Raw genomic sequence first — 23,335 nt, 5'->3', positions numbered from 1 at the left:
GTCCTTCCGGCGGCGCTACCTGATGACCTGCAGTTCGCCGACCGCCACCTGCATTTGGGACTGCCGGGTCTCGGCGAGCTGGCCGCCCTGCCCACCGCCTTGCCAGTTGATCGTCCACGTCGACGTCGCGGTGACCTGGTACTTGCCGCTCGGCTTGCCTGCTGACGTCTTCGAATAGACGTGACCGCACGTCGGGGACTGAGCCATGCCGGCGGAAGCGCTGTAGGGCGTGCCGGGACCCGCGCACGTCACGGTGGCGCCATCATCCATCCGCCACTCGATCTTCGACACCTTGGCGGTTGCGGTCACCGTGACGCCGCCCGCGGAGGCCGACGCCGTGTTGGGCCCGTAGGTCGTGGCGCTCTGATTCACCCACAACCACATCGGCACGCCCACGGTGTACTTCCCGGCCGGGCGCGGACTGGCGATGTCAGGGCCGAGGAGGGTCATCTTGTCTACGGCCTGCTGCGCCAAGACAGCCGGGTCGACAGCGTCTTGCTGGGGCGGGTCGGCTAGCCACACCATCCGGACGATGGTGAGGTTTCCTCCGTCTCTCGTGCAGCGCTGCTCGTACACAGCTCCGTCGCCGGGCTTGTGGCCTTCCCAGTCCAGGCTGCCGGCGGGTGGCTGTGGGTCTGCGAGGTTGTAGGTGCAGACATTCTTGAAGGGGTCGTCAACACTGTCCGATGAGCCGCCTTCGCCCGTCTCGCCCGTGCTGCTGAGGCCCCCCTCTTGGCTACCGGCCTGACCTGGGACGTCGGCCTCAACCTGACAGGTGTACAGACCGCATTCGGCCCTGCCACTACCTTTGGGGTCTCCGTCCGCATAGCTAGTGGAGGGCGCGGTTAGCAAGGGCAGAAGCGTCGCCGCCGTGACGGCAACGCGGCGAGTCAGCATGACTTCCCCTGGGGCTCATCGCGGATGACCCGCCATCCTTGCGACCTCTTCTCAACCACGCTGACGATCAGGTACTTCGTCAGTCGGTTACTCGGGAGGGACACCGGCTTCTTGGTTTCCGCATCGACGGTCTGCCACTTTGAGACATCGAGGCAGCTGGAGATGGTGGCGTTCGGCATCCCTCCCTCGGCATCGAACTTGGTGACCGTAGGTGCGATGACGGTGACAGCGCCGATGTTGATGCGTCCACGCTCATGGGCATGCTTGGCGTCAGCCTCCGCATTCTTCAAGGCAGCTGAGGCCGCGTACTTACCAAGGTCCGCACCGGCACCGCTTCGGTCGGCGTAGAGCCTCTCCATCTGCCGCCAGTAGCCCTGGTAGGCCGCAATCGCCTCCTTCTTGGCGACTTCTGTCGGGTCCTCGGAGGCAGAGGACGTCGGTGAAGCCGACGATGTCTGGGGTACCGCTTCACCATTGCTGTCGGAGGAACTGCACGCGGACAAGGCGAGTGCGGCACACAGCATGACGGAGGCGGCGGCAAGATTTCGGAAGCGAACAGTGGAGCGGACAGTGCGGTGTGTGCGTCGTGTCACGATGCCTCCCCGTTCGGCGCGCCTTGGGTGGTCGTCTGGCGAGGACGCGCCCCCGTAGCTCGCCTGATGAAACCTGGTCGAGCTGCGCTAATGTGCGTTGTGTGGTCGCAAGGTTACGCATGTGCCGGTCAACTTCCCAGCCTCATGGTCGAGTTCACTCTCGTAGCGGCGATCACTTTTGGTCACTTTCGGAACTTGGGAATCGGTTTGCAGTTCTACCTCTTCGCTGATCGCGTGCGCTAACGAGCCCCCGGGCAGGTATGTTGAAACGACGGGGGACACATCAGGTCACGCCCGATCACGGGGAGGGATACAAAAAGCGCCACCCCTGGGATCCCTGAGGAATTGGCCGATTGTGCTCACAGTTCCGTCCATGAGCGGCGCTCGCCGCCGGTGAGCGGTGCCCATACGTGTCCGGTGGGTTGGTGGTTTTCGAGGTCGTCGAGGATGGTGGCTCCCAGCGGCACCTCGCGAGCCAGGTCGGCCACGAGGGGATGATGGGTGACCATGGCCTTGAGGTCGCTGATTCGGTTGTCCATCGTCTGCTGGGAAGCGCCGGTCAGCACGAACAGGACTCGTGGGAACACCGGATAGCAGCGCAGCCAGCCGGGCCCGCCTGCCTGCTGGCGCTGGCCGACGGGCTGCGGCTCGTACGCCTACAACCCAGCTTGGACGCTAGGCGTTCGCTGCTCATGGTGGTCCGGTCAATCTCGATGAATGCCCCCAGTTTCCGCCGCTGTTGGCCGTCGATGAGTGCGTAGCGCATGACGGCGTCGGCTACGACCCTCTCTCCGTCGCCGATCGAGTGGAACACCTCGGGGGTCCAGTCCAGGTGACCGCGCTCGTCGCCGCGGCGGGGGCATCGGCGACGAAGGCCAGATGCGTACCCAGGACGGTAAGGGTGTGCGGGGTCTTGAGCGAGGCGACCGTTGCCGAGGTGATCGGATACGGCGGACGGCCCCGCAGCGTGGGCCGGTCCCGGGTGAGGCGGGCGCCCTTCGGCGTGAGGTACCAGACCCAGGTGCGATGGGATTGCGGCAGCACGGCGAAGTCGATCAGGCGCTGGCCGAGCAGGTCGTTCAGCTGTTCCGAGACCGACTGGCGGCAGCGGTCGGGCCGCAACAGGACATGCAGCTGATGGGGGGATGCCATGCGGTGCTGGGCGCGCGTGGCCAGGAGCTGATGTTTGAGAGGCTCGGTGGGGGTGGGCGTGAAGCCCGCAGCCGCACGGTCCTCCGGCTGGGCGGTGATCACTCGTATTCCTCCTTCGTCAGAGGGACGGGGGTGGCGGTGGCGGGGGAGTGCTCCGCGAGGAAGGCGGCGACACGGCTGATCTGCTGGGCTGAGTGGTCGGTGAGTTGATCCAGGGGGAGTGCTCCGGCGTTCGCGAGGGCGGCCTGCTCCAGCGCGGGAACCTGCCGCGGGCGGGCCTGAGCGGCGAAGATCGCGTCGAGATGGGGCCCGCGCAGCTGCACCGGTCCCACCCGGCGGCCGTGGACGTTCATGGACACGTAGTGCTCGAACCGCTCCATGGTGGCCACTCGGTCCGGGCTGGGGTCCTCGCCCCACTCGGCGGTGATTGGTGCGATCGCGGACTTCGATCCGGCGGTGGTGGCGAGTGTGGAGGCGTTCTGTACCAGGGACAGCCGCACCGGCGAGGGAAGGCGTGCCAGCAGTTGGGTCATGCCGTGGACTTGGCACTTGTACTTGCGGAAGTCCTCGAACATGGCGGCGATGGTCTCCGGCGCCGCGCCGGTCAGCGTGATCAGCTCGTCGAAGTACGGGCGGAACGGCACCCGCTTGGCTTCCGGGGTGTCACGCCGGGAGCGTACGGCCCGCAGCAGATCGCGGGCCAGTAGCGCGGTCACCAGCCGGTCGGTGGGCCCGTTGCCGCCTGGGCACACCCACACGACCATCCGGGAGTCCATCGCGGCGCGGATGTTGTAGACGCCGACCGGCTGGCCGAGGAAGGCACGCGTGATGGGGTTTGCGGCCAGGCGGGCGATCGGGTTGAGGACCACGGCGAATGCGTCGGGCGGCAGGGTCGGGAAGACCACCTGCCACCAGGACCGGGTCTCCTCATGTAGGCGGTCGGCCACCGCGGCGAGCGCTGCCTTGCGGAAGGCGGGATCGGTGAGTAGTGCCCGCACGTGGAAGATCGTGGCCTGGTCCTCGGGGCGGCCGGCCTGGCAGGCGGCCTCGTTGACGGCGACCAGGACGGCCAGCGCGGCGGTGAGGATGGTGATCGCGCGGGGTGCGGTTGCATCGTCCCAGGCCAGTGCGGAGGCGTAGGCGTCGGTGATCGCTTCGACGACCTCGTGTGCCGTTTGGCCCTGGTGCATGCCGAGTGGATTCCATGAGCTCACCTGCGGGTTGGCGCCGAGGCCGTTGAGGTCGACGAGGGCGATCCGCGGCATGAGGTCCTGGTGCGCGAGGAAGGTGGTGGCTCGGGGCCAGGAGTCACGGTGAGGGTCGACGAACAGCAGCCCGCCCCCGGCATGGGCCCAGCCGATCGCCTGTGCCAAAGCCCGCTCGGTTTTGCCGCCGCCGGCCTTGCCCACACCAACCTCGAACAGGGTTTCCTCGGCGTAGGTGGCGACCAGGCGCTCGCGGCCGTCCGGGCTCCGGTAGATGCCCTGCAGTAGCAGCTCGGGATCGCCGAACTTGAACGTTGGCAGTTCCCCGGCGAGCACTGGCAGACGGCAGTGCATGGTGGGCGGCTTGAGCAGACCCGTCAGCTCTTCCAGCCTCACCCAGTTCGCGCGGGGCGGCTGGCAGTGCGCCAGGGTCCAGCGGCGCTCGAACCCACGCTTGGTGGGCCAGTGGTCGGCGCCGATCCGCCACGGTCCCAGCCGCCATCCGCGCATGGCCCACCTGGAGCGGCCGCCGAACACGTCGAGGGCGGCCTGGAGTTGCGCGAGCCGGGCCTGGGCGCGGCCCTCGGTGTTCGAGGCGCACATCACCAGCAGCTGAACCCGGACGAGGTGGTCGTCGTCGGCGAGCTTGCCCAGCGCCTCGGCCGGCTCCACTCGGCGGGGCACCGGCGGCATGACAAGCCGCCGTCCGGCGCTCGCAGCGGGCTTGTCGCTGAGCAGCTGCTGCATCTGCCAGGTGAGGGAGTCCTCGATGCCGCTGGCGTCCTGCCGCAGCCAGCGCGCGGCCCGCTGGGCCTCGCGGCGTTCGGAGCGGCGCGCGGCGCCCATCAGTTGCAGGCGGCGCGCCCGCAGTGCCCATTTGGGGGCGCGCTGGATGTCGAGCCGGATTTCGGCGAGGTCGCCGAGCTCGGCGCGCAGGTCGGACACGGCGTCGACGAGCGGCTGCAGCGGGTCGGGGGTGAGGGGCACCTCGCGCAGCGGGGCAGTGGGTTTGCCGCGCAGGATGAATTCCGCGCGCACGGTGTGCGTCCGTGGCTCATCGGCGATCGGGCGGGCCCGGTTGACGGTGACGTCCGGCCCGAAGGGGGTGATGGACAAAAGCCGCTGGCCGCCGGCCGGGCCCTCGATGCGGTAGCGCAGCGGGCTGGAGCCGTCCGCGCGCAGCCTGATCTGCACGGTCTTCGCCCGGCGGGGCGCCCACCAGGGCATGGCCGTGGAAGCGCGAGCGAGCTGGACGCCGCGGCGGAAGATCTCCTCCGGGCTCGGGGCGAAGTGCCTGTTGGACACTAGCTCCAGGGCCATCCGCTCGGCCGAGGCGCGCGCCGCGAGCCGACGTACAACCAGCTCGCCCACGCCCCAGCACACGGCGATGGCCAGGGCGAGCAGGTACCAGTGGTCGTAGAGCCAGTCGGCGGCGTCGACCAGACCGGTGATCAGGTCGAGTACCTGACCAGCGGCCGTGTCGTCGGCCCGGTCCGTCAGGTACGGGGCTGCGGAGTCCACGTCGCTGCTCCCTTCTTGATAGTGCGGGTGAAGAACCAGTCGGTGATGCGCAGGTCGGTGAAGGTGCCGCCGCGGTCCATGCCGGCCCACACCAGGTGGACCACCGCCCTGTTCGGGCTGCCGTCGCGGCGGGCGATCGAGGCCTGGATGCGGAAGCGAGCGGTGGCGAACGCCGGGGCCACCACTTGGCCTGAGTCGCCAAAGACGCCTGGCCACTTCTCGCGGCCGACTCCGGTGGCGTCCGCGCGCAGCAGCGCACGACCGGCGGTGAGCAACTCCCGCTCGTCGGCGGCGGGAAGGTCAGCGGGCCAGGCTGCCTCCAGGTTCCGCTGGATGGCCCGGTCGCCGGCCACACCCTCGCCGTGCGGCGGCAGAGCGGACTCCACGGCCGACGGCGTCGATGCAGCGGGTTTCGCGGAGGGAGCCGTGCCGACGGTCGGATCGCTGGCGGTAAGCGGAGCAGCCGCCGACGACGGATCCGTGGCCGCATGCGCGGTCGAGGCCGTCGCTGGAGCCGCCGGCTCCTGACCATGCGGCATACCCAACAGAGCGACGCCTGCGACGGCGAGCAGGGCGGTGCTCAGCAACAGCAGGCGCGGTGAGCGCGGGGTGGTGGTCACAGCAGGCGTGCTCCCCCCGCATAGCCGGACATCGCGTTGACGGCGTCCAGGCGCACTACGGTGCCCGGGCGGGCGGCGTTGACCATCTGTCCGCTGCCCACGTAGATCCCGACGTGGTAGATCGTGGAATCGCGTCCGGGAGCGGTGGCGTAGAAGACGAGGTCACCTGGCTTGAGCGCGCTCGTGCCGAGTCCGGCTGGGATCCGCTTGCCGACACCGGCCTGGGCGGCCGCGGTGCGGGGCAGGCTGATGCCGGCCCTCGCGTACGCGTACTGGGTCAGCCCGGAGCAGTCGAAGCCCTTGATGTTCGCGCCGCTCTTGCCGCTGGGCGAGCAGCAGAGCCCGTACGACTTGCCGTTGGCGTTGCCCCCGCCCCACGAGTAGGGGACACCGCGCTGGGAGAGCGCGGCCTCGATGACGGTGCGGACCTTGCCCGTGACGTTCTTCAGGTCCGGGTCCTTGGCGGCCGCCGTGTACTGGTCGATCCATCCCAGCACGTTGGCGACGTATTCGCTCGAGTGGTTGTACTGCAGGATCGCGGCTTTCAGCTGCGACCGCTTGGTCAGATCACGGCCGCCTCCGCACAGGTAGATCGCGGCGCCGAGCGCGGCGTCGTCGGCGTTGTGCGGGTCGGCGATCTTGTCGCCGCCTGCGTCCTTGCCGATTCCCTCCCATGTGGAGGGCAGGAACTGGAAGGGGCCGACGGCGCGCTCCCCGTTCGCCGTGCCGTCCCACTTGCCGCCGTCCGTGTCAGGGAAAACGGTGGTGTTGCCGCCCTGGCCGGAGCCGTTGAGGAGCACCCCGTAGATCTTCGGGCGGATGTCGCCGCCTGCGGCGATGTTCCTGCCGATGGCGTGGTTGGACTCGACCTTCGCGATCCCGGCCAGGATCGGCCAGCGCATGCCCTGGCACTTCGGCACGTATTTTCCGACCTGCTGGACGGCCTTCTTGTAGGCGGCCAGCATCCGGGCAGGGATGTCGGCGGCGCTGCCCCCTTCGGCGATTCCGCCGTCGTCCTGTGCACCCGTCTTCAGCGCGACGTACGCGCTGATTGCGTTCCCGACCGGCGCGGCACAGCACACGGCAGCGAACATCAGCAGCGCCACCATGCATCCCCACCGCCGGACGCGGCGTCCCGGCGGCTTCACTCGTCGTCACCGTCCTCGTCCCGCTGCCGGGCCCGCTCCCGGCGCAGACGTTCGGCCTCGGGCGCCGTGCGCCGCATCAGCTCCTGCATCCGGGCCCGCGCCTCGTCACGCGTCCGGTTGCGGGCGCTCCCGCCTCCGGGGAGAACGGGCCCGCCGAGATCGGACCGAGGCTGCGGGGTAGGGCCGTCCCGGCGCGGGAGCGGTGCCGGCGCCGGAGTTGCCGCGGGACTACCCGCCGACGGAGCGGGCCGCGCGGGGGCAGGTGCCGGACGGCCACCCGAGGGACGGCCGGACGGTGCGGGACGCGCAGGCGTTGCCGGGCGAGGGGGCGGCGCCGGCGTGGCTGCAGTCGGCAGGCGGCGGCTGGCGAATGGACCAGGTCCGCCGCTGTCGCTGTTCTCCCGCAGGACACGGGCCACGTGACGCCCCGTGTCGCCCCAGGCCCGGCCGTCCTCGCGGACGGTGTTGCCCCATACCCGCACTTGCTGGCGGGCGTCCTGGGAGTAGCGCGAGCCCCCCGACCGCGCCCGGCGGACGTTCGCCGGCAGACCGACCGTCGCCCCGTACGCGGCCCGGCCGCCCCGGTTGAGAATGCGGTACCCGCGGAAACGGACCAGCCGGTTGTGGGCCCGGGTCGACAGCAGCGTGCGGTCGCTGTTCTGGTCGTGCAGCACTTGGCCGGTGTTGCGGTCGACGACCTGGCCCTGCTCGTTGCGGTACCGGTCGGGCGGCCCTGAAGGCCGACGCGGACCTACGCCGCCGCCTGAGCCACCGTCCCCGCCGCCCGAAAGCCCGCCCGCGCCCGGGTCGCCATCTGCGGTGGGCTTGCGCCACTTGGCCAACTGCTCCTTGTCCGGACGGCGGCCGACCAGCAACCAGTGCGCGCCCTTGGCGCCGAGCCGTGCGCCCAGCCCACCCACGGCCGCCGCCGCAGTCAGCGGGGCGAGCCCCCGCCCGGCTTCGGCGGTGGCATCGGCGAGGAGCCCGCCAGTGTCCACCGGCATGCCCGCGCCGTCGAACAGGGAGGTGAGCGCGCCCATCAGCCGCTGCCGGGTGCCGAGCATCCCGAACCTGCCGCCGCCCCCGCCGGCGAAGGCGCGCAGCCCGCCGCCGTATCCGCCCATTGCTGCGGGGGAGTTCATGGCGAGCGCGGCGCCGAGCTCGGAGGTGTCGCCCGGCATGTGGGTGCCGCCGACCTTGGCGTAGCGCATCCGCATGGCCATGCGCCGGCCGAAGGAGGTAATGCCGGTCAACAGGCGGCGGTGCCCCGCCGCGCCTGCGATGGCGAGGACGTCGATGAGCAGGATCCGCTCCACCATCAGCTGCGGGCCGTTGGTGATGGTGGCGTCGACGGCGATCCCGAAGAACGGGATGAACGCGCAGATCCCGACCACGGCCAGGACCGCGATGCCCCACAGGGACAGCCACTTCCACACGCTCTGCCGCGGGGGTCCTGGCAGCATGGCGGCGATGAAGGTGACGCCGCCGGCGGCCGCGGCGGCCGCGCAGATGCCCTGGGTGCCGAGCAGCACGATGGCGCTGGACAGCAGCATGCCGCAGATGAACAGGGCGGCGATCAGCAGCAGGAACGCGCCACCGAGCCGCCACCAGGTGGGCTTCTCGGCGTAGGCGGCGCACGACTTGCCGACCGGGCTGGCCTTCTTCATGTCGGCGAGGAATGCGGCGAACGCCTGGTCCTCGTCGGTGACGATCGCGTTGGAGGCGTCGAGGAGTTCGCCTCCGGGCGTGAACTCCGGGAGATCGGTGCCGCCGCTCGGTGTGCCGCCGTCGACGTCGCGCTCGCAGTACTTCTTGGCCGGGCCGATGATCTTGCTGCAGGCGTCCTTCGCCCTGTCCGAGGAGCCTGAGCGGGGCATGTACCCGCCGGTGATCCACTTGAGGTGGACGGCGTAGGCCTTGCGGTCGGCAGTCTTAGCCGGGTCGAGGATGCGCCCGTACTGAAGGAGCATGAACGGCTTGACGATCAAGGCGTTGGTGATCGAATCCTGGATGGGGCGGGCCACCTCGGTTGAGGAAACCGCTCCTTCGCCTTCTCGCTCCTCGCACTTGAGCTCGGCGTTGCCGGCCATGCCGGCGCACGGGTCATAGCTGGCGAGCTTGCCGCCCCAGTCGTAGGAATTGACGCTCTCCTGTGCGACCTCGGCAGCCACCTGCTGGGACTGGCCCAAAGGGCCGTCCGTGCCGAGCAGGGTGTCGGGGCGGATGAGTGCCGAGGCGGCAATCGCCCCGATGAGCAGGGTGAGGAAGATTTCGCCCAGACCGCGGCCGACCCGCCCGCGCACGATCATGAATCCGGCGAAGACAAACGCCCAGGCCAGCAGCAGACCTTTCAGCCCCAGGGTGTCGACCACCACGGTGTCGTAGGTGTCGGCGACCTTCTGCGCCGGGCGGGCAAGGATCTTCAGCAGCGGGAACCGGAAGGCGACCTCGATTGCCCAACCCGCCAGCCCCACCAGCAGCCGGATCAGGGTGAACAGGCCGCTGAGCGCGAAGGCGAGGGCCTGCGTCTTGAAGGCGACGATGGATCCGCCTGAAGCGTTCAGGTCGTACCCGTCGATCGGCACGCCCTCGGAGGAGGTGATGTTCAGCGGAGCGAGCAGGTCTCCGGTCTCGCTGTTGCTGCTGGCCGCGTACACGACCTGGGTGTTCACCATGAGGAACACTCCGGTGAGCAGCACGACGAAGCCGGCCGAACGCCAGGTCGCGCGGTCTGGACGGAACACTTCAGCGCCGCCTTTGCCCAGCGGCCCGCAGCCGCCACACCACCAGGGCAGCCGCACCCGCACCGGCGGTCCCCAGCCTCCACGCTGCACCCGCCACGTCCCGCCGTTCTGCGGTGCCGGTGGTGGCGCCCCGCTCGCAGTACGCCTTGGCCGGGCCGACGATCAAGGCACAGGGATCGTGGTGCGCGGTGCGCGTGTCAGCGGCGAAGGCCTGCCCGGTATGCGGCCACCACGCGTCCGGCACGCCCACCCCAAAGGTGAGGATGACCGTGCCGATGACGATGGCGATCACGGTGAGCATGCTCGCGGCCGCGGAGATGCGCCGGGCGCGGTCCCAGGAAGAAGTGGTCATCGCACGTGCTCCTTCGGACGGGCATCCACAGCCTCAGAGGGCGGGGCAGCGCTTGTGCGGCGTCCGGGCGTGGTGGTGATGGAGGTGGTGATGCGCGGGATGCGGGGGATGGAGACCTTGATGCGGCCGGTGTTCTGCCGGGGGCAGGTCAGCAGGAACTCGCCCTCCCGGCCCTTCTGGCCCACGGGGGACAGGCCGGTGGTCACTAGACGCACCAACGCGTCGTCGTTCGGGTCGAGCCCGACGAACTCCAGGCCGCGGCGGGCACGTTCGCGGTCGGTGGTGCGGGCGAGCGCCCGGTAGGCCATGAGGCCGCGGTCGGGGCCGAGTTCCTCGGCGTCGTGCGAGCCGGCCAGGAGCCCGGCGCCGTGCTTGCGGCCGTCGTGGAGGATCTCGTGGACCAGGGCGGTGCCCTCGGCAGAGGAGGTCAGCCAGTACAGCTCGTCCAGGACCACCTGGGTGAAGCGTTCGGGGTCCTCGAACGCGGTCTGCCTGGCGATCGCGGCGATCAGGTAGAGGACCGCGCGGCCGATCAGGGCCTCCAGCGGCTGCTGGTGCAGCACTTCGGGCTTGTCGAACGCTGCCTTGGGAGGCAGCTTGAGACCGGTCGTGGTGATCACGATCATGTCGGTGGTGCTGGAGGCGTCCAGCCGCACCGGCGGCAGCGTCGGGTCGAAGACCATCCGGGCCAGGGAGTTGGTGGCGACGACGCGGATGAGGCCGGCGAGGGTGGAGGCCGCGTCCTTCCGCTTGCCCACCTCGCTTCCGGCCATCTCCTCGAGGACTTCCAAGACGCGGTGCATGGACGGCTCCGGGCCGGCGACGGCCTGCTCGACGGCATGGTGGAGGACCTCGCCGCTGGTGCTCATCGGGCCGATACCGAGCTGCAGGGTGAGGTAGGACAGGGCGTAGTGCCGTCCCTCCGGCCCGTCGAACATGCGCAGCGGGTCGATGGAGACTTCGGCCTGGGCGGCGTCGATGATCTGGGCGCGGCCCTTGGCCGCGGTGCGAGCGAAGGTGGCCCACTCACGGACGGGGGTGCGGTCGATGCAGATCGCGCAGCCGCCGCGCGCCCACACCGCCTCCGCGATCAGCTTCTGCAGCACGCTCTTGCCCGCACCGAGATCCCCGACGATCCCCATCGAGGCGGACGCGTCGACCTTGGGCGCGTCCGCCACGTTGATCATCACCGGGCGGGTTGTGCCGCTGTCCAGGTCGATGCCGAGGAACATGCCGTTGGGGTCGCCGACCTCGCCCACGGTGAAGGCACCGCCCAGCGCCCAGTCCTCGCTGATCTGATGCTGGGTGAACTCCCGCACCACACCCGGCCGTACCGTGCCGGGCAGGCCCAGGGCGAACAGGGCCTCCTGCAGGCCGGCCGGGCGCACAGCGCGGTAGTCGGCGCCGCCGAGCAGCGCCGACAGGGCGCGGGCCCGGGCATCACAGACGGCCGCTGTCGGCCCCCACACCGTCAGTGCGGTGACGGACTGCACCTCCACCTCGACCGACGTGCGGGACAGGCGGGCATCCAGCTCGCCCAGGTCGCGGGCGGCCTCGGTGAGCGAGGCGGGCATGCCGGTGGGGCGGACGTCGTACTGGTCAGCCTGGTCGATCAGCTCGTTCTTCTTGCGCCGCACCTGCTCGCGGGCCTTCTCCGCAGGCACGAGCGTCAGGTCGACGGTGTAGTCGACCGGAAAGTCGAGCATCTCCAGCTGGGCGAACAGACCAGCGGCATCCTGGCTGACCGCGGGCGGGCACTCGGCCAGCGCCAACTGCGCCTGGTAGCCGACTCCGGCGTCGGACTCGACCTGCAACCAGCGCCGCCCCAGCGGCGAGCCGGTATTCACCCGCCACCAGGCTTTGCGGCCCGACCGCGTGATCCGGGCCGCAGTCTTGAGTTCATCGACGTCGTCGAGGTCGGGGTCGATGCCCCCTTCCTGCAGGCGGACCTGGCCCAGGTCGGCGTAGCTCGGGGAGCGCAGCACGCCGTCCCGGATCTGCCCGCCGTACAACTCGCTGGTCTCGGCTTCGGCGAGCAGGGGCTCGGCGAGGCCTCGGTGCAGGGCGTGCTGGATCATCCACACGATCTCCGCCGGGCGGGCCGGGCGGAAGGCGATGCCGCCGGCGAGCGCGGCCTCTACCCGGGAGGCCTGCTCGCGGTAGGCGCTCACCTCACGCCGCGCCACCGGCGCCGGGCGCATGCCCAGCATCGGCGCGATCTCGGCCCACGCCGCGCCGAGAGACGCCGCCACCTGCAGTCCGCTGGTCTCGGTCTGCAGGGGCACGGCCAGCCACAGGGTGCGGCGGTGCATCTCCTGGTCGTCCAGCAGCTCCAGGGTGGCTTCGACGTTCTCCACCCACGGGTGCCGGCCCGCACCAGGTGCCTGCTCGGCCGGCTCGATGCCCTCGATCATCTTCAGGGCGATCTCACCCGGATCGACCTGCGCGCACAGGCCGAACAGCCGCGGGGCCCCGGACAGGGAGCGCACCAGATGCGTGATCTTGGCGAGCTGTTCGTCGCGGACCGCGGCGGGCACGTACGTGCCCTGGACGGTCTCCTCACGCTGGCCCTGCGCGTCCGGCCCCGGGTGAAGGCGGTAGACGGCCCACACGCTGCCCTGCGTCGACCACACCAGGTGCCCGGCGATGTGACGGATCGGAACCCTCACCGCGCACCCCCCTGCTGGGCGAGCGCGAGCAGCTGCTGCACACCAGAGACCGGCCCAGCCGGCAGTGCGGGAGCAGCCGGTTCCATGTGGCGGCGGACCGACCAGGGACCAGCGGCCGGGCGCACAAGCGGCGCGCGAGGGGCACTCTGCCGAGCCGCAGGGGACGGTGAGGCCTCCACAGCGGGGCCCGGCGCGGGCGCGCCCTCGATGGTGAAGCCGCCGAGCAGCGGTCGGGGCGCGCGGTCGCGGGCGGCCCGCCCACCGATCCGACCTCCCCTGGGCTGCCAGCCGAGCAGCACCCAGCCCAACGCGGCCTGCAGCGGCGCACGGCCCCGGATCTTCGGCCGGCGTACCGCCCAAATCGCCAGCCCCCACGCGACGATGGGGACCGGCCCCATCCACGACCACCAGCTGACGGTCTTGATCAGAAGGAAGCCGCCGCCGACGGCCACCGCGATCTGCGCGGGGGTGTAGGGACCGAGCGGGATCTTCCAGTCGGCGACCTTGCCCAGCACCCAGGGATGGCGCCGGGCGGCGGTGTAGAAGCGGCCCACCCGCGCCGCTGCCGCGGTCACAGCCAGCCTCCGACACCCGGCGAGTGGTCACGAGAGGACGGGAGTTCGGACTGGACGACGCCGGTGACGGCTGGTGCGCCCTTGGCCGGGTTCTTCACCTCGTCCTCGAACATGTTCGCGAGGCTGTCGCGGGAGTTGTACAGCCCGAGCGCGATGATCATCAGCAGCAAGGCGCCGATACCGGCCTTGAGGCTGAACTTCTGGATCATGATGACGACGACGAGGCAGACGAGACCGGCCTGCAGACCCTTGGTCGCCCACTCCTTGAACATGTTGATCCAGGAGTCGCCGAGGTCGTTAAGCTGCCCGGCGAGCACCAGGCTGTGCACCGTGTTCACTGGACAGCCCCGTCCTGAGCGGTACCGGACTCAAGCGCGGCGACTTCCCACCGGCCGGAGCGGGCCTTGAGCGTGAGCTCGTACGCCAGCGGCCACCGGCCCCGGGCGTCCCGGGCTTCCACCCGGACCAGGACCCGCACCGCCGTGCCGTCGGCCGGAACTTTCTCGGCGGCCGCGGCCTCCTCGACCGCGGACACCTGCTCGACGGAGACCGCCGTGTACGGGGCGGGGGAGACCGCCGACATCTGCACACCGGGCGCGAGGTAGCGGGCAACCTCTCCGGCACCGGTCAGGTAGGCGGCGAGGAACTCCCCGACCGCGGAGGAAAGATCACCCTCCGGGACACTCACGCTGTACGGCGACTTCGGCACCTCGGCCCGCCGCGGGCCGGCCACCACTCCGGGCGCACCGGTCACCGTGAACGAAGCGCCCGAGGCGTCGGCGGCCACCGGGACGGCGTAATAGCGCACCGATCCGTCGGCGTACTGCGCAGCCACCGTCACCGACCACGCACCGCCCGCGCGCTGCGCACTGCGAACCGCCGTCACAGACGCAGGCCGCGACTGCGCACCCGCTGCCGGGCTGGGCAACTCGACGTCCGGCGCGATCGACTGTGCAAGCCGCGCCTGCGCAGTCGTCGCATCAACGGCGCTGCTGCGCAGCCACGCGCTGACGAACAACTGCGCATAGCCGGCCGGGTCGGCGGCGGCCGCCGCGGTGCGCACGGCGGTGGGCTTGGCCGGAGTAGCCGCCTCGACCGTGGTCGGGGTGGAGGCGACAGTGACGGCCAGGGCGACGGGGCCGGCCGCGATGAGGGTCCAGACCGCCAGGCGCGAGAGCCGGACGCGGCGCCGCATCGCCTCCAGCCGGGCGCCACCCGCCATCGGAGCAGCAGCCTCGCTCGATGAGGCCTGCTTGCCAGGAGACATGGTCAAACTCCCAGGTCAGAACGTGTAATTGCTGACCTTGAGAAAACCCGCCGGCCCCGACCCGACCACCAACCACGAGACCCCGACCACGGTCACGATGGGGACACGAAGCCCGTGGTCGGGGCCATGGTCGGCCCGACCACAGACCCGACCATGGGCCCGACGTGGGTCTGCTGGCGCTCACCGCGTCATCTGCCGGCACCCCGCCGACGGATGCGCGAACACCCGTCTGCTGCACCCCGGCAGACGTGGTCCGCGGGTGCGCAGAAGGACACCGCCAGACCCGCGGGGGCGGCCTGCGCATCGGCACACCCGGCCCTGCGCAAGAAGACATCGGGCTCCACGGGCCGCACTGCGCACCCGCTGCACGCAACCCGACTGCGCACGACCCTCGATCGGTTGCGCAGGCCGATTGCGCAACGCCCACGGAGGCTGCGCAATCGGGGCTGCGCAACGAGTGCGCACCGTGCTGGCAAGGCGTGGTCGGCCCGACCACGACCCCGACCACGGCAGCTAGAAGGCCGCGTTGCCGGATCGTGACCGATGGTCGGGGCTCATGGCCGTCAGCCTGGTCGGGGTCGGCGGATGAGCTGACGGCATGGAACGCACGTACGCTTCCGCCTTCGCGCCCACCGGCCGCCCCACCCCGGCGGGCACGGTGTGCTGCCGTGGCCACCGCACGCGGCCTGCATACCGGACGGCGCGATGAGCGGCTTCGGATCCGGGGTCCGCCGCGGCGTGATGGCGGCCGATCAGTTCACGCAGATCGCCAACGGGTTGTTCCGCGACAGCCGCATCTCGTACCGGGCGAAGGGACTCTTCGGCTACATCAGCACCCACCGCAACGGATGGCTGGTGACCATCGCCGCCCTCGTCGCCCTAGGTCCCGACGGGCGAGACGCGGTGCGGGCAGGACTGAACGAGCTGGAGAAGTTCGGCTATCTGGTCCGCGATCGCGTGCGCCGCCCCAACGGCACCCTCGGAGAGATCGTCTACAGCATCACCGACCGTCCCGCCGCCCCGGACGTTCCCCCGATCGACCCAGCATCCACCTTCCGGGAACCCGGCAGCGACACCGACTTCGGCGCGGGCATCCGCCGCGGGGTGATGGCAGGGGACCAGTTCACGCAGATCGCCAACGCGCTGTTTAGGGACAGCCGGATCTCCTTCAAGGCGAAGGGACTGTTTGGCTACATCAGCACCCACCGGGACGGCTGGCAGATCACCGTCGCCAACCTGGCCCGACACGGCCGCGAACGCGTCGACGCCGTGACCACCGGCCTGGAGGAACTGGAGCACCACGGATTCCTGCTGCGCGACCGGGGCCGCAACCCCGACGGCACGCTCGGGCAGGCCCTGTACTTCATCACCGACCTGCCCGCCCTGCAAAACCCCAGCTCACAACCAGAGTCGGGTTATCCAGGATTGGCTGAGCCAGTGTTGGCTGATCCCGGCACTAAGAACACCATCGTTAAGAAGACCAACAAGCAGAAGACCAACCCCGTCCGTCCGTGCGACCGTGGCGACGCCGCGCGCACGAACGCACGGACGGCCCCCTCGCACGCGACGACGTCGCCGAAGCCGCCGCCTTCGGCAGACGAGATGCACGCGGGTATCCAGCTGCTTCTGGACATCGGGGCGAGCCGTCCCGAACTGCTGCTGACCGGGCCGGCACTGACCGATCAAGGCCGCGTGGCGACCGTGATGCTGGAGGCCGGCTGGAGTTCCGAGCAGCTGCGCCACGTCATCACCGGCCGACCGTTGCCGAATCCGGTGCGCACCTCCATCGGTGCGATCATCGCCGCCCGGCTCCGCGCCGCCCAGGCCTACCCGCCGCCCGCCACCGCCACCCGCCCCGGCGCGGCCCCGCCGGACGAACCCTTCGCGGAGGCGACCAGGGAGCGGTCATCGACAGCGGCCGCCGCCCGCTCCGTGACCCAAGCCCTCACCTACCGGGCCCTCGTCGAGTGCGCCGGCTGCGGCGTGCCCGCCACCGCCCCCGGCGAAGACCTCTGCCCCACCTGCCTCGGCTGGCCGCTGTGCCGCACCTGCCCCGGACCAACTCGCAAGCGAGCCCACCCCGACGGCGACGGCCGCTGCACGACGTGCGCCTCCGCCTGACCGACCAACCGAAAGGAAGCAACCCGTGACCGACACCCGCCGCACACCACCGCCAAGCGGCTTCACCCAGCACCTGCACCCGTTCGCGGCTGACCTGGGCCGGTGGGAGGCGGAACACGCACGCGCCCTGCGAACCGGCCACGTCCGCGATCAAACGTGCACAGCCGAGTGCGAACCTGTGCTCGTCTACGAGCGCACCCTGTGGGGCTGGCTCGCCTGGACTGTCCCAGGCGACGGCTCCCGGCCTGAGTTCCCCCTCGAGATCGGAGTCCTCACCCCATCGGCCACACCCACGCAGCGTTTGGCCCTGCGCTGGCTGACCAGACGCCCCGCCCGGCGTATCGGCCTGGCCCCTGGCATCCCCGGCTCGCTGCGCTTCGTCACCGTCGCGGTCGCGTTCTTCAGCCTGGTCGCCGGCCTGTTCGCCATGGCCGATGGCATCCCCGCCGACGTCGCCCTGCCAGCGATCGTGCTCGCGCCGCTGCTTGCCGAAGACCTGCCGACCACGCTGGACGCCCGGGCCCGCGAACACGTCCGCAGCGTCGAAGGCGCCAGCGCCTGCCGTTACCTCCAGCGCCTCGCAGCCCTGCACACCTGCCTCATCCAGGCCGCCGCCGGCAGTGAGCGCTACGAGCTGCGCCGGTGGCTGAGATCGGCCAGCAACTGCTGTGGGACGCCGCCGACCTGCTCCAAACGCACGACACCCGCTCGGCCTCATGCGAACTGATCGCCCGCGAACGGCTGATGCTCCAGCTCGCCGACCAGGTCGCCCAGATCCACAAGCAGGCACCCGCCGAGGCTGGCCCGGACAACGCGGACCAGGCCCGTAAGCCGGGGCGGCCGCCTGGCGTCCGGTCGACGACACGGCAAGCACCTCAGCACATGCCCGGCACATCACCACTGGAGGGAGCACTCGTCATGCCCGAGCCCGACACCGCTGCCCGCACCTCAGCCGTCTACCTGCTCTTCGCACACGAGCCCTACTTCCCCGGCCCCGGAACCCAGGAGATCAACACCACGCTCGTGGCCGCCGACACCCTGCTCCACCCGCGGGTACTCCAGCCTGACGGCACCCGGATCCACGACCTCCTCACCCGAGGAAGGAAGCCGGGCGAGATCATCCCGCTGGCCACCCTCACCCACGAACTGAACGGCGGCGCCGACTGGCCGACGGTCGGCGACTGGGAGCGCGCCACCGTCGACCTGGTGCACCTTGTGCGCACCCAGATGTGCGACGCCCTTAGCCTCGGACTCCCCGAAGTCGCCCGGGCCCTGATCTGCACCGGCCCCGAGAGCCAGGTGCGCGCCTTCGACGCTGCAGCAGGGGAGTTCACCGTCTACGGACCGGACGACCGCACCAAGGTCCTGACCGAGGTCGGCGTGTTCCTCACCGGCCTTGCGGCCGAGCAACCCTTCTGGCCGGGCGACGGACTCCTGCCGCCGCTGTGCCAGAGCGCCTGACAGCAGCGTGGGAGCAGAACGCTGATCAAGCGGCCACGACGGTTCAGACAAACGTCTGCCGCCCCAGGACCGGCGTCCTGGGGCGGCAGACTGATCAACACTTAACGCTCGCGCCGGCGACTGTGCTCGCTGTGCGGCGCCGCCGCCGAGCTTGACCCGATCTTGGAGGGCTTCGACCACGGGTTCGGGTAATGGTGCGCGAGGGTCAGCCAGCGGTCCGGGACGCAATGAGCCGGTTGGTGAGCTCCACCGTTCCGAGGTACCACCAGAAGATCCAGTCCAGGAACGCTTCGTCGTAGTCGCCGCGCTGGTCTGCCTTGCGGTGGCGCAGGTCGTAGCGGTTGGCGATCTCGAACAGTGCCCCCTCGTCCTTGCCGAGCTTGTCCTTGAGCAGGGCGCGGCGTTCCTCGAGGATGCCCGCGAGGGTGACGATCGCCGACCGCTTGCTCTCCACCGTCGTGTCCCGGCCGCGGAACAGGGCGATCGCGTGGCGGACCCGGGCCCTGATGTCCGGGGCGCTGTCGTTGAGCACCCGGTGCACCAGCGCGCTGCGGGCATCGTCGGTGACGGCGACCAGGCGCCCGAGGTCCTCGCCTTCGGCAGCCAGCTCGTACTCGATGCCGGCCTCGCGCAGCAGCTCGTTGACCTTGCCCCGGTACAGGATGCGGGCGGGACCGTTGTGGAACTCCGAGTGGTGCCACCCGCAGCTGTTCCAGGAGTGGAAGCGGCGCGTGCGGGGCCGGCTGACCAGGTCGTGGAAGACCTCGATCAGACCGAAGAAGGTGTCCTCGTCCCATGTCTCAGGGGTCAGAGGCCACAGGTCCGGGATGCCCAGTCGCCGCTCGATCACTCGCGAGGCGTCCGGCAGCTCGGTGGGGTCGTCGACGCATTCCTCGCCGAAGACCTCCACCAGGTAGCCGTTGTCGGCGAAGTCGCTGATGATCCGGGCGAAGTCACGGCGGGTGTCGCGCGCTGTGCTGCCGTCGTGCGAGAGGCCGCGGCCTTGCCGCTGTGGCCAGTACGGTCGCGGCTCGGCCGCATGCCGCAGTTCAGCTGCGCGGCTGACCAGCTCTGTCAGCCAGTCCCGCTTGTCCATCCCGCCCCGCTTCCCCCAGCCGGGGGTGGTGCTGGACCACGGGTCGTCCGAAGGTGCGGGGCGATTGGACAGGTCCTCGAAGTCGGCCACCGCTGTGGTGCCGGCCAGGGCCTCCGTCAGCAGCCATATCGCCTGCTCCTCCCACGAGGTGCTCGACGACCGAAGGACACGCTCACCTTCGGACGCGAACAGCGACGTCGGCCAGCGGAGTTCGTAGTTGCTCAGATCCAGACTCACCGCGTCATCATCACCCACCCAGGCAGGCGCCAACTGGCCAATGGAGCATGAGCATTCGGCCGGGAAATAGTCCTTGAACGGCCTTCACGCTGGACAGCATCCCTCATGTCAGCGTCGTCCCAGTTCATGCCGACCCCAGGGGGCTGTCCGTGGCCAAGCGCACCGCAAAGAAGGGGAGCAGCAGACCAGTGCGGCTGTCCGCCGACCGGCTGCGGAAGGGCTGGCCCGGCCCCGCCGGCACCCGGGTGCGGCTCGCCACGGCAGCGGACACGGACACCGTCGATGCGCTGCTGGACACGGCTGGTGCCCGGCTCATCCCGGCTCTGCGGTCCTCCATTGAGCAGGGCACGGCAGGCGCCGCCCTCCTGGACGGCCTGGACGGCACCACCAAGACGTTCTTCGAGGACTTCGCGCGCCGGGCCATGGGGCAGGTGATGGCCGACTCGATGGCCAGCGTCAGCCTGACTCTCGTGGCCGCCGACGAGCAGGACCGGCCGATCGGCGCTCTGTCCGTCACCGCCCCCGGAACCATCATCGAGCGGGCTTTGGAGCACGGGTACAGCAACGTGCAGGCTGTGACCCTGAGCGTGGCCATCGGCAAAGTACACGGCCTGGCGGTAGCCGGGCAGGCCCGCGGCCAGGGCCTCGCCAGCTTCCTGCTGAAGCGGGCCTGGCAGGTCTACGACCAGCTCGATTACTTCCTGCTGTACGGGTCCTTCGAGACCGAGCGGGACCTGGACGCCTTCTATAAGGGCTGCGGATACACCGTGCACGCCCCCGGCGAAGGATTCCTTCTCGACCGGATCGACCTGCCCTTCGGCATCCACGCCGGCCCCGACCAATGCGTGTTCACCCGCTGGCGGCCTCCCCGCTGAGCGACCGCCGGCCGTTCACCTCACAGGTCCGTCCACGGGCGAGGATTACCGCCGACCAGAGGCATCCACACGTCCTGCGCGGGACCGTGCTGCTCCAGGTCTTCCAGCACGGCGGCTCCCAGCCGGACCTCCCGAGCGAGACCCGCCACGAGCGGGTGCTGAGCCACCATCGCCTGCAGATCGCTCATCCGATTCTCCAGCCTGGCCCGGGAGGCACCGGTGAGCACGAAGAGCACACGGGGAAAAACCGGATACCAGCGCAGCCACGCAGGACCTACGGACGCTTGCCTCCGCCGGCCGACGGGCTGGGCCTCGTACTGGAACAGGCGGGCGTACTCGATCAGCTTCACGGCCAGCCGCTCACTGCTCATGGTGCTGCGATCGACTTCCACGAACGCGCGCAGCTTTCGCCGGTGTTCGCTCTCGACGACCGTGTAGTACATCACCGCGTCGGCCACGATCCGCTCACCCTCGCCGATGGAGTGGGACACCTCAGGGGTCCAGTCCCAGGGGCCGTGCTCGTGCCCGAGCCGGCGGGCGTCTGCGGCGAAAGCAAGGTGAGCGCGAACGACGGCGAGCGTGTGCGGGGTCTTCAGCGACGCTGCCGTAGTCGAGGTGATGGGGTAGGGCGGCCGCCCCCGCAGGACGGGCAGGTCCCGGGTCAGCCGCGCGCCTTCCTGCGTGAGGTACCAGGCGTTGGTACGGGTCCGGTTCGCGTCCGGCAGCACCGTGCAGTCGACGAAGCCGTCGGAGCGCAGCCTGTTCAGAACACGGGACATCAACTGCCGCGTGCCGTCCGGGCGCAGCATCCGGCGCAACTGGCTGGTGGTGGCGATGCGGTGCTGGGCGAGTCCCGCCAGCACCTGGTGGGCCAAGGGCTCAGCGGGGCTCGGGGCCAGTTTCGTAGCCGGAGTGCTCCGCGCGGCGCTGCTCATGAGGCGTTTCCTTCCGCGGCCGTGGCGATCTCAGGAGGAGACCTTCGGTTGCTGCTGAGGAAACCGGCGGGCCCCGACCAGACCCCCCACCACGAAGCCCCGACCATGGTCACGAAGTCGAAACAGCCTCGCGCTCTGCGTCATTGCTGACATCCATGGCCCCGACCACGGTCGCGCCAGAGCAGCTTGCTCCTGTAGGGGAGTTCACCACCACTACGGCAAGGCGCCGCGGGTGAACCAGGAAACGGACGGCCGGAGAGAAGTTCGGCGATGGCCGGTCCGCAGCAGCCGAGGGCTGCTGCGGGGCGTGGTGGCGAGCCACGCCATGCCGGCCATCGTGCGACACCCGGCCCGCAAGGGACCAACGACCCGTAACCGGATGCCGCGTCTATGGGGCGGTGGGCGAAGGGGCGCTCACCGCCGGTTTCTGCCCCGGGGTTGGGCGGCCTGCTCGAGGATCCGCCGACGCGTCCACCGCCGGCGCCCGCCCTTCTCCGTGAGCGCGTCGGGGGTTTCCAGCAAGGGCAGATTGCCCTGGGACAGGCTGCTGGAGAAGGAGTTGACGCTCTTGAACCCCAGCAGTGCCGCGGCTTGAGTCGCTCCGAGTAGCTCGTCGGGGTCGCCGTCGACGGGCACGCCGGGCAGTGCGGGCGCGGTGCGCTTCGCGCCGGCGTGCTTGCCGCGGCCGGGCCGGGTGGCCATCCAGTCCAGCAGCGTCTGCACGCGCCACATCTGCCGGCGGTAGGGGTTTTCGGCGGTGCCCAGCTCTTCGACGACGTCCGGGTCGGGGAAGTACCCGGGGTGGTCGCGGACGAAGGTGGTGACCTGGTTGGGGTTCTTGTAGCCCAGGAACCTCGAGGCCTCGGCGGCGTTCAGCAGGTCATCAGGGTCACGGGCAGGCGGTTTGTGCTCGCGCAGTCGTGCCGACGGGCGGTTCGCGAACCACTCGCTGACCCTCGCGTGGTCCCACAGGCGGGCGCGGCCGCGCATGTCGGCGATTTCAGGGAAGCCGTTCTCGGCGCGGTCGTTGTAGAGGCCGCTGATCCGCGCGGGCGTCAGGCCCTGCTCAGCCGCGATCTCGGCAGCGTCGGCCAGGCGAGGCTCACGGCGCGAGGTCATGGCAGAACCGTCCGTCCTGTCGGAGGTGAGCCGGCCTGCCCGGCTCACAACTCACATAATGGCAGGAGTTCGGGGCGGGAGTCCAGTACTGCCCAGGGTTTCCCGGCCGGTGCGAGGAAGAAGTCATTCCTCCGGGATCAGGCACACACCGCGGCGAGCCGCGTCCTCGGCCATCTCCGAGTAGGCCAGGGCCGCCGGAGTCATTTCCCACTCGGCCAGGGCGAGCAGCAGGACCAGCTCGTCGCGGTCCTGGGACGCATCGCACGGCACGCCGGCCGCAGTCGCGGCCGCCACCAGATCCCCACCGGCCAGCCCGGCGAAGCGGGCCGCCACCGTGTCGCGCAGGTCTGCAAAACCCTGCTGGTACAGCTCACTCGCTTCGCGCAGGAGCAGCACCAAGTCCTCGTCGTGGCTGGCCGGTGCGGCCGCGGCGAGGTCGAGGAGGCGCTGGGTGGTCGTCGTCATCACCAGCAGTATGCCCTTCAAGAAAGATCAGAGGCTTGCGGGAAATCTCAGAGCGGAGCGGCACAGCCATCGCACGGCGATCGCCGTGTCCGCTGGGCCAGGTCGGGCTCCTTGCGGGGCTCCTCCTCCAGTGCCGCGCGGACCTGCTCCTCGAGGGCGGTGAACTCCGGGCCGTCGTCAACGTTCTTAGACGTCGTCTCATTTGGTGAGTCTGCGGTAGCAGATGAGGCTGCAGGCGATGGCGGTGAAGGCCAGGAAGTGCTCGGCCTTGCGTTCGTAGCGG

At 70.3% G+C, this 23,335-nt stretch carries 19 protein-coding genes and 1 pseudogene; 4 read left to right on the top strand and 16 right to left on the bottom strand.

From position 1 onward, the window contains the following. Positions 1 to 15: 15 nt before the first annotated feature. The 12 genes and pseudogenes from ACIRC0_RS37605 to ACIRC0_RS37550 form a co-directional block, all read right to left on the bottom strand. Positions 16 to 897, bottom strand: a complete 882-nt coding sequence (locus tag ACIRC0_RS37605; RefSeq protein ID WP_403625982.1) for an ATP/GTP-binding protein — start codon at positions 895 to 897, stop codon at positions 16 to 18. After that, the gene (locus ACIRC0_RS37600; RefSeq protein WP_403625979.1) at positions 891 to 1,490 is read right to left on the bottom strand and encodes a hypothetical protein; all 600 of its coding nucleotides are present in this window, start codon (positions 1,488 to 1,490) and stop codon (positions 891 to 893) included. The genes ACIRC0_RS37605 and ACIRC0_RS37600 overlap by 7 nt, the downstream gene beginning before the upstream one ends. 359 nt (positions 1,491 to 1,849) lie before the next feature. Then, positions 1,850 to 2,642, bottom strand: a pseudogene (locus ACIRC0_RS37595) (replication-relaxation family protein). A gap of 98 nt (positions 2,643 to 2,740) precedes the next feature. Beyond that, on the bottom strand, positions 2,741 to 5,368 hold the full coding sequence (locus tag ACIRC0_RS37590) for an ATP/GTP-binding protein (protein ID WP_403625976.1): 2,628 nt from the start codon (positions 5,366 to 5,368) through the stop codon (positions 2,741 to 2,743). After that, positions 5,344 to 5,988 carry a hypothetical protein gene (locus tag ACIRC0_RS37585; protein WP_403625974.1) on the bottom strand — a complete coding sequence of 215 codons (645 nt, stop codon included), beginning with the start codon at positions 5,986 to 5,988 and terminating at the stop codon, positions 5,344 to 5,346. The genes ACIRC0_RS37590 and ACIRC0_RS37585 overlap by 25 nt, the downstream gene beginning before the upstream one ends. Next, on the bottom strand, positions 5,985 to 7,097 hold the full coding sequence (locus ACIRC0_RS37580; protein WP_403625972.1) for a C40 family peptidase: 1,113 nt from the start codon (positions 7,095 to 7,097) through the stop codon (positions 5,985 to 5,987). The genes ACIRC0_RS37585 and ACIRC0_RS37580 overlap by 4 nt, the downstream gene beginning before the upstream one ends. Before the next feature lie 35 nt (positions 7,098 to 7,132). Next, positions 7,133 to 9,880, bottom strand: coding sequence for a hypothetical protein (locus ACIRC0_RS37575; RefSeq protein WP_403625969.1), 2,748 nt, complete (start codon positions 9,878 to 9,880; stop codon positions 7,133 to 7,135). 1 nt (position 9,881) lies between these two features. Next, on the bottom strand, positions 9,882 to 10,232 hold the full coding sequence (locus ACIRC0_RS37570) for a hypothetical protein (protein WP_403625966.1): 351 nt from the start codon (positions 10,230 to 10,232) through the stop codon (positions 9,882 to 9,884). Beyond that, complete coding sequence (locus ACIRC0_RS37565; protein ID WP_403625964.1) at positions 10,229 to 12,901, bottom strand: ATP-binding protein; 2,673 nt, start codon at positions 12,899 to 12,901, stop codon at positions 10,229 to 10,231. The genes ACIRC0_RS37570 and ACIRC0_RS37565 overlap by 4 nt, the downstream gene beginning before the upstream one ends. Then, positions 12,898 to 13,476, bottom strand: coding sequence for a hypothetical protein (locus ACIRC0_RS37560; RefSeq protein WP_403625961.1), 579 nt, complete (start codon positions 13,474 to 13,476; stop codon positions 12,898 to 12,900). Before ACIRC0_RS37560 ends, ACIRC0_RS37565 begins: the two co-directional genes overlap by 4 nt. Next, positions 13,473 to 13,814 (bottom strand): hypothetical protein, encoded by a 342-nt coding sequence (locus ACIRC0_RS37555; RefSeq protein WP_403625958.1) that lies wholly within the window; start codon positions 13,812 to 13,814, stop codon positions 13,473 to 13,475. The genes ACIRC0_RS37560 and ACIRC0_RS37555 overlap by 4 nt, the downstream gene beginning before the upstream one ends. After that, the gene (locus ACIRC0_RS37550) at positions 13,811 to 14,743 is read right to left on the bottom strand and encodes a conjugal transfer protein (protein WP_403625954.1); all 933 of its coding nucleotides are present in this window, start codon (positions 14,741 to 14,743) and stop codon (positions 13,811 to 13,813) included. Before ACIRC0_RS37550 ends, ACIRC0_RS37555 begins: the two co-directional genes overlap by 4 nt. A 705-nt stretch (positions 14,744 to 15,448) precedes the next feature. Here ACIRC0_RS37550 and ACIRC0_RS37545 point away from each other — a divergent pair. The 3 genes from ACIRC0_RS37545 to ACIRC0_RS37535 are packed head-to-tail and all read left to right on the top strand — an operon-like array spanning position 15,449 to position 18,325. Continuing rightward, positions 15,449 to 16,864, top strand: coding sequence for a hypothetical protein (locus tag ACIRC0_RS37545; RefSeq protein ID WP_403625951.1), 1,416 nt, complete (start codon positions 15,449 to 15,451; stop codon positions 16,862 to 16,864). Positions 16,865 to 16,889: 25 nt separating this feature from the next. Then, positions 16,890 to 17,591 carry a hypothetical protein gene (locus tag ACIRC0_RS37540; RefSeq protein WP_403625948.1) on the top strand — a complete coding sequence of 234 codons (702 nt, stop codon included), beginning with the start codon at positions 16,890 to 16,892 and terminating at the stop codon, positions 17,589 to 17,591. Beyond that, positions 17,507 to 18,325 (top strand): hypothetical protein, encoded by an 819-nt coding sequence (locus tag ACIRC0_RS37535; RefSeq protein WP_403625947.1) that lies wholly within the window; start codon positions 17,507 to 17,509, stop codon positions 18,323 to 18,325. The genes ACIRC0_RS37540 and ACIRC0_RS37535 overlap by 85 nt, the downstream gene beginning before the upstream one ends. Positions 18,326 to 18,530: 205 nt before the next feature. Here ACIRC0_RS37535 and ACIRC0_RS37530 read toward each other — a convergent pair whose 3' ends face one another. Beyond that, a complete protein-coding gene (locus tag ACIRC0_RS37530) occupies positions 18,531 to 19,658 on the bottom strand; it encodes a hypothetical protein (protein ID WP_403625944.1) in 1,128 nt (375 codons plus the stop codon). A 149-nt stretch (positions 19,659 to 19,807) separates the two neighbouring features. Here ACIRC0_RS37530 and ACIRC0_RS37525 point away from each other — a divergent pair, with 149 nt between their 5' ends. Then, positions 19,808 to 20,533 (top strand): GNAT family N-acetyltransferase, encoded by a 726-nt coding sequence (locus ACIRC0_RS37525; RefSeq protein ID WP_403625941.1) that lies wholly within the window; start codon positions 19,808 to 19,810, stop codon positions 20,531 to 20,533. A 20-nt stretch (positions 20,534 to 20,553) separates the two neighbouring features. Here the strand turns inward: ACIRC0_RS37525 and ACIRC0_RS37520 are convergent, their stop codons facing one another. The 3 genes from ACIRC0_RS37520 to ACIRC0_RS37510 form a co-directional block, all read right to left on the bottom strand. Next, complete coding sequence (locus tag ACIRC0_RS37520; protein ID WP_403625938.1) at positions 20,554 to 21,468, bottom strand: replication-relaxation family protein; 915 nt, start codon at positions 21,466 to 21,468, stop codon at positions 20,554 to 20,556. Positions 21,469 to 21,882: 414 nt separating this feature from the next. After that, positions 21,883 to 22,587, bottom strand: coding sequence for a hypothetical protein (locus ACIRC0_RS37515; RefSeq protein WP_403625935.1), 705 nt, complete (start codon positions 22,585 to 22,587; stop codon positions 21,883 to 21,885). A 123-nt stretch (positions 22,588 to 22,710) separates the two neighbouring features. Then, positions 22,711 to 23,052, bottom strand: a complete 342-nt coding sequence (locus ACIRC0_RS37510; RefSeq protein ID WP_403625932.1) for a hypothetical protein — start codon at positions 23,050 to 23,052, stop codon at positions 22,711 to 22,713. Between the last annotated feature and the right edge of the window lie 283 nt (positions 23,053 to 23,335).

Origin of the sequence: Streptomyces sp. NPDC093984 (genome assembly GCF_044764595.1) — a bacterium.
In the GTDB taxonomy this organism is placed as follows: Bacteria; Actinomycetota; Actinomycetes; order Streptomycetales; family Streptomycetaceae; genus Streptomyces; species Streptomyces cynarae.
Note: the sequence above shows the minus strand (reverse complement) of the source record. Positions and strands in the feature narration are given on the sequence as shown.

What these genes read in the sequence shown, in the direction of transcription:
- ACIRC0_RS37605 (WP_403625982.1), bottom strand. Translation starts at nt 897, where the DNA reads ATGCTGACTCGCCGCGTTGCCGTCACGGCGGCGACGCTTCTGCCCTTG.
- ACIRC0_RS37580 (WP_403625972.1), bottom strand. Translation starts at nt 7,097, where the DNA reads ATGGTGGCGCTGCTGATGTTCGCTGCCGTGTGCTGTGCCGCGCCGGTC.
- ACIRC0_RS37570 (WP_403625966.1), bottom strand. Translation starts at nt 10,232, where the DNA reads ATGACCACTTCTTCCTGGGACCGCGCCCGGCGCATCTCCGCGGCCGCG.
- ACIRC0_RS37550 (WP_403625954.1), bottom strand. Translation starts at nt 14,743, where the DNA reads ATGTCTCCTGGCAAGCAGGCCTCATCGAGCGAGGCTGCTGCTCCGATG.
- ACIRC0_RS37545 (WP_403625951.1), top strand. Translation starts at nt 15,449, where the DNA reads ATGAGCGGCTTCGGATCCGGGGTCCGCCGCGGCGTGATGGCGGCCGAT.
- ACIRC0_RS37520 (WP_403625938.1), bottom strand. Translation starts at nt 21,468, where the DNA reads ATGAGCAGCGCCGCGCGGAGCACTCCGGCTACGAAACTGGCCCCGAGC.
- ACIRC0_RS37515 (WP_403625935.1), bottom strand. Translation starts at nt 22,587, where the DNA reads ATGACCTCGCGCCGTGAGCCTCGCCTGGCCGACGCTGCCGAGATCGCG.
- ACIRC0_RS37510 (WP_403625932.1), bottom strand. Translation starts at nt 23,052, where the DNA reads ATGACGACGACCACCCAGCGCCTCCTCGACCTCGCCGCGGCCGCACCG.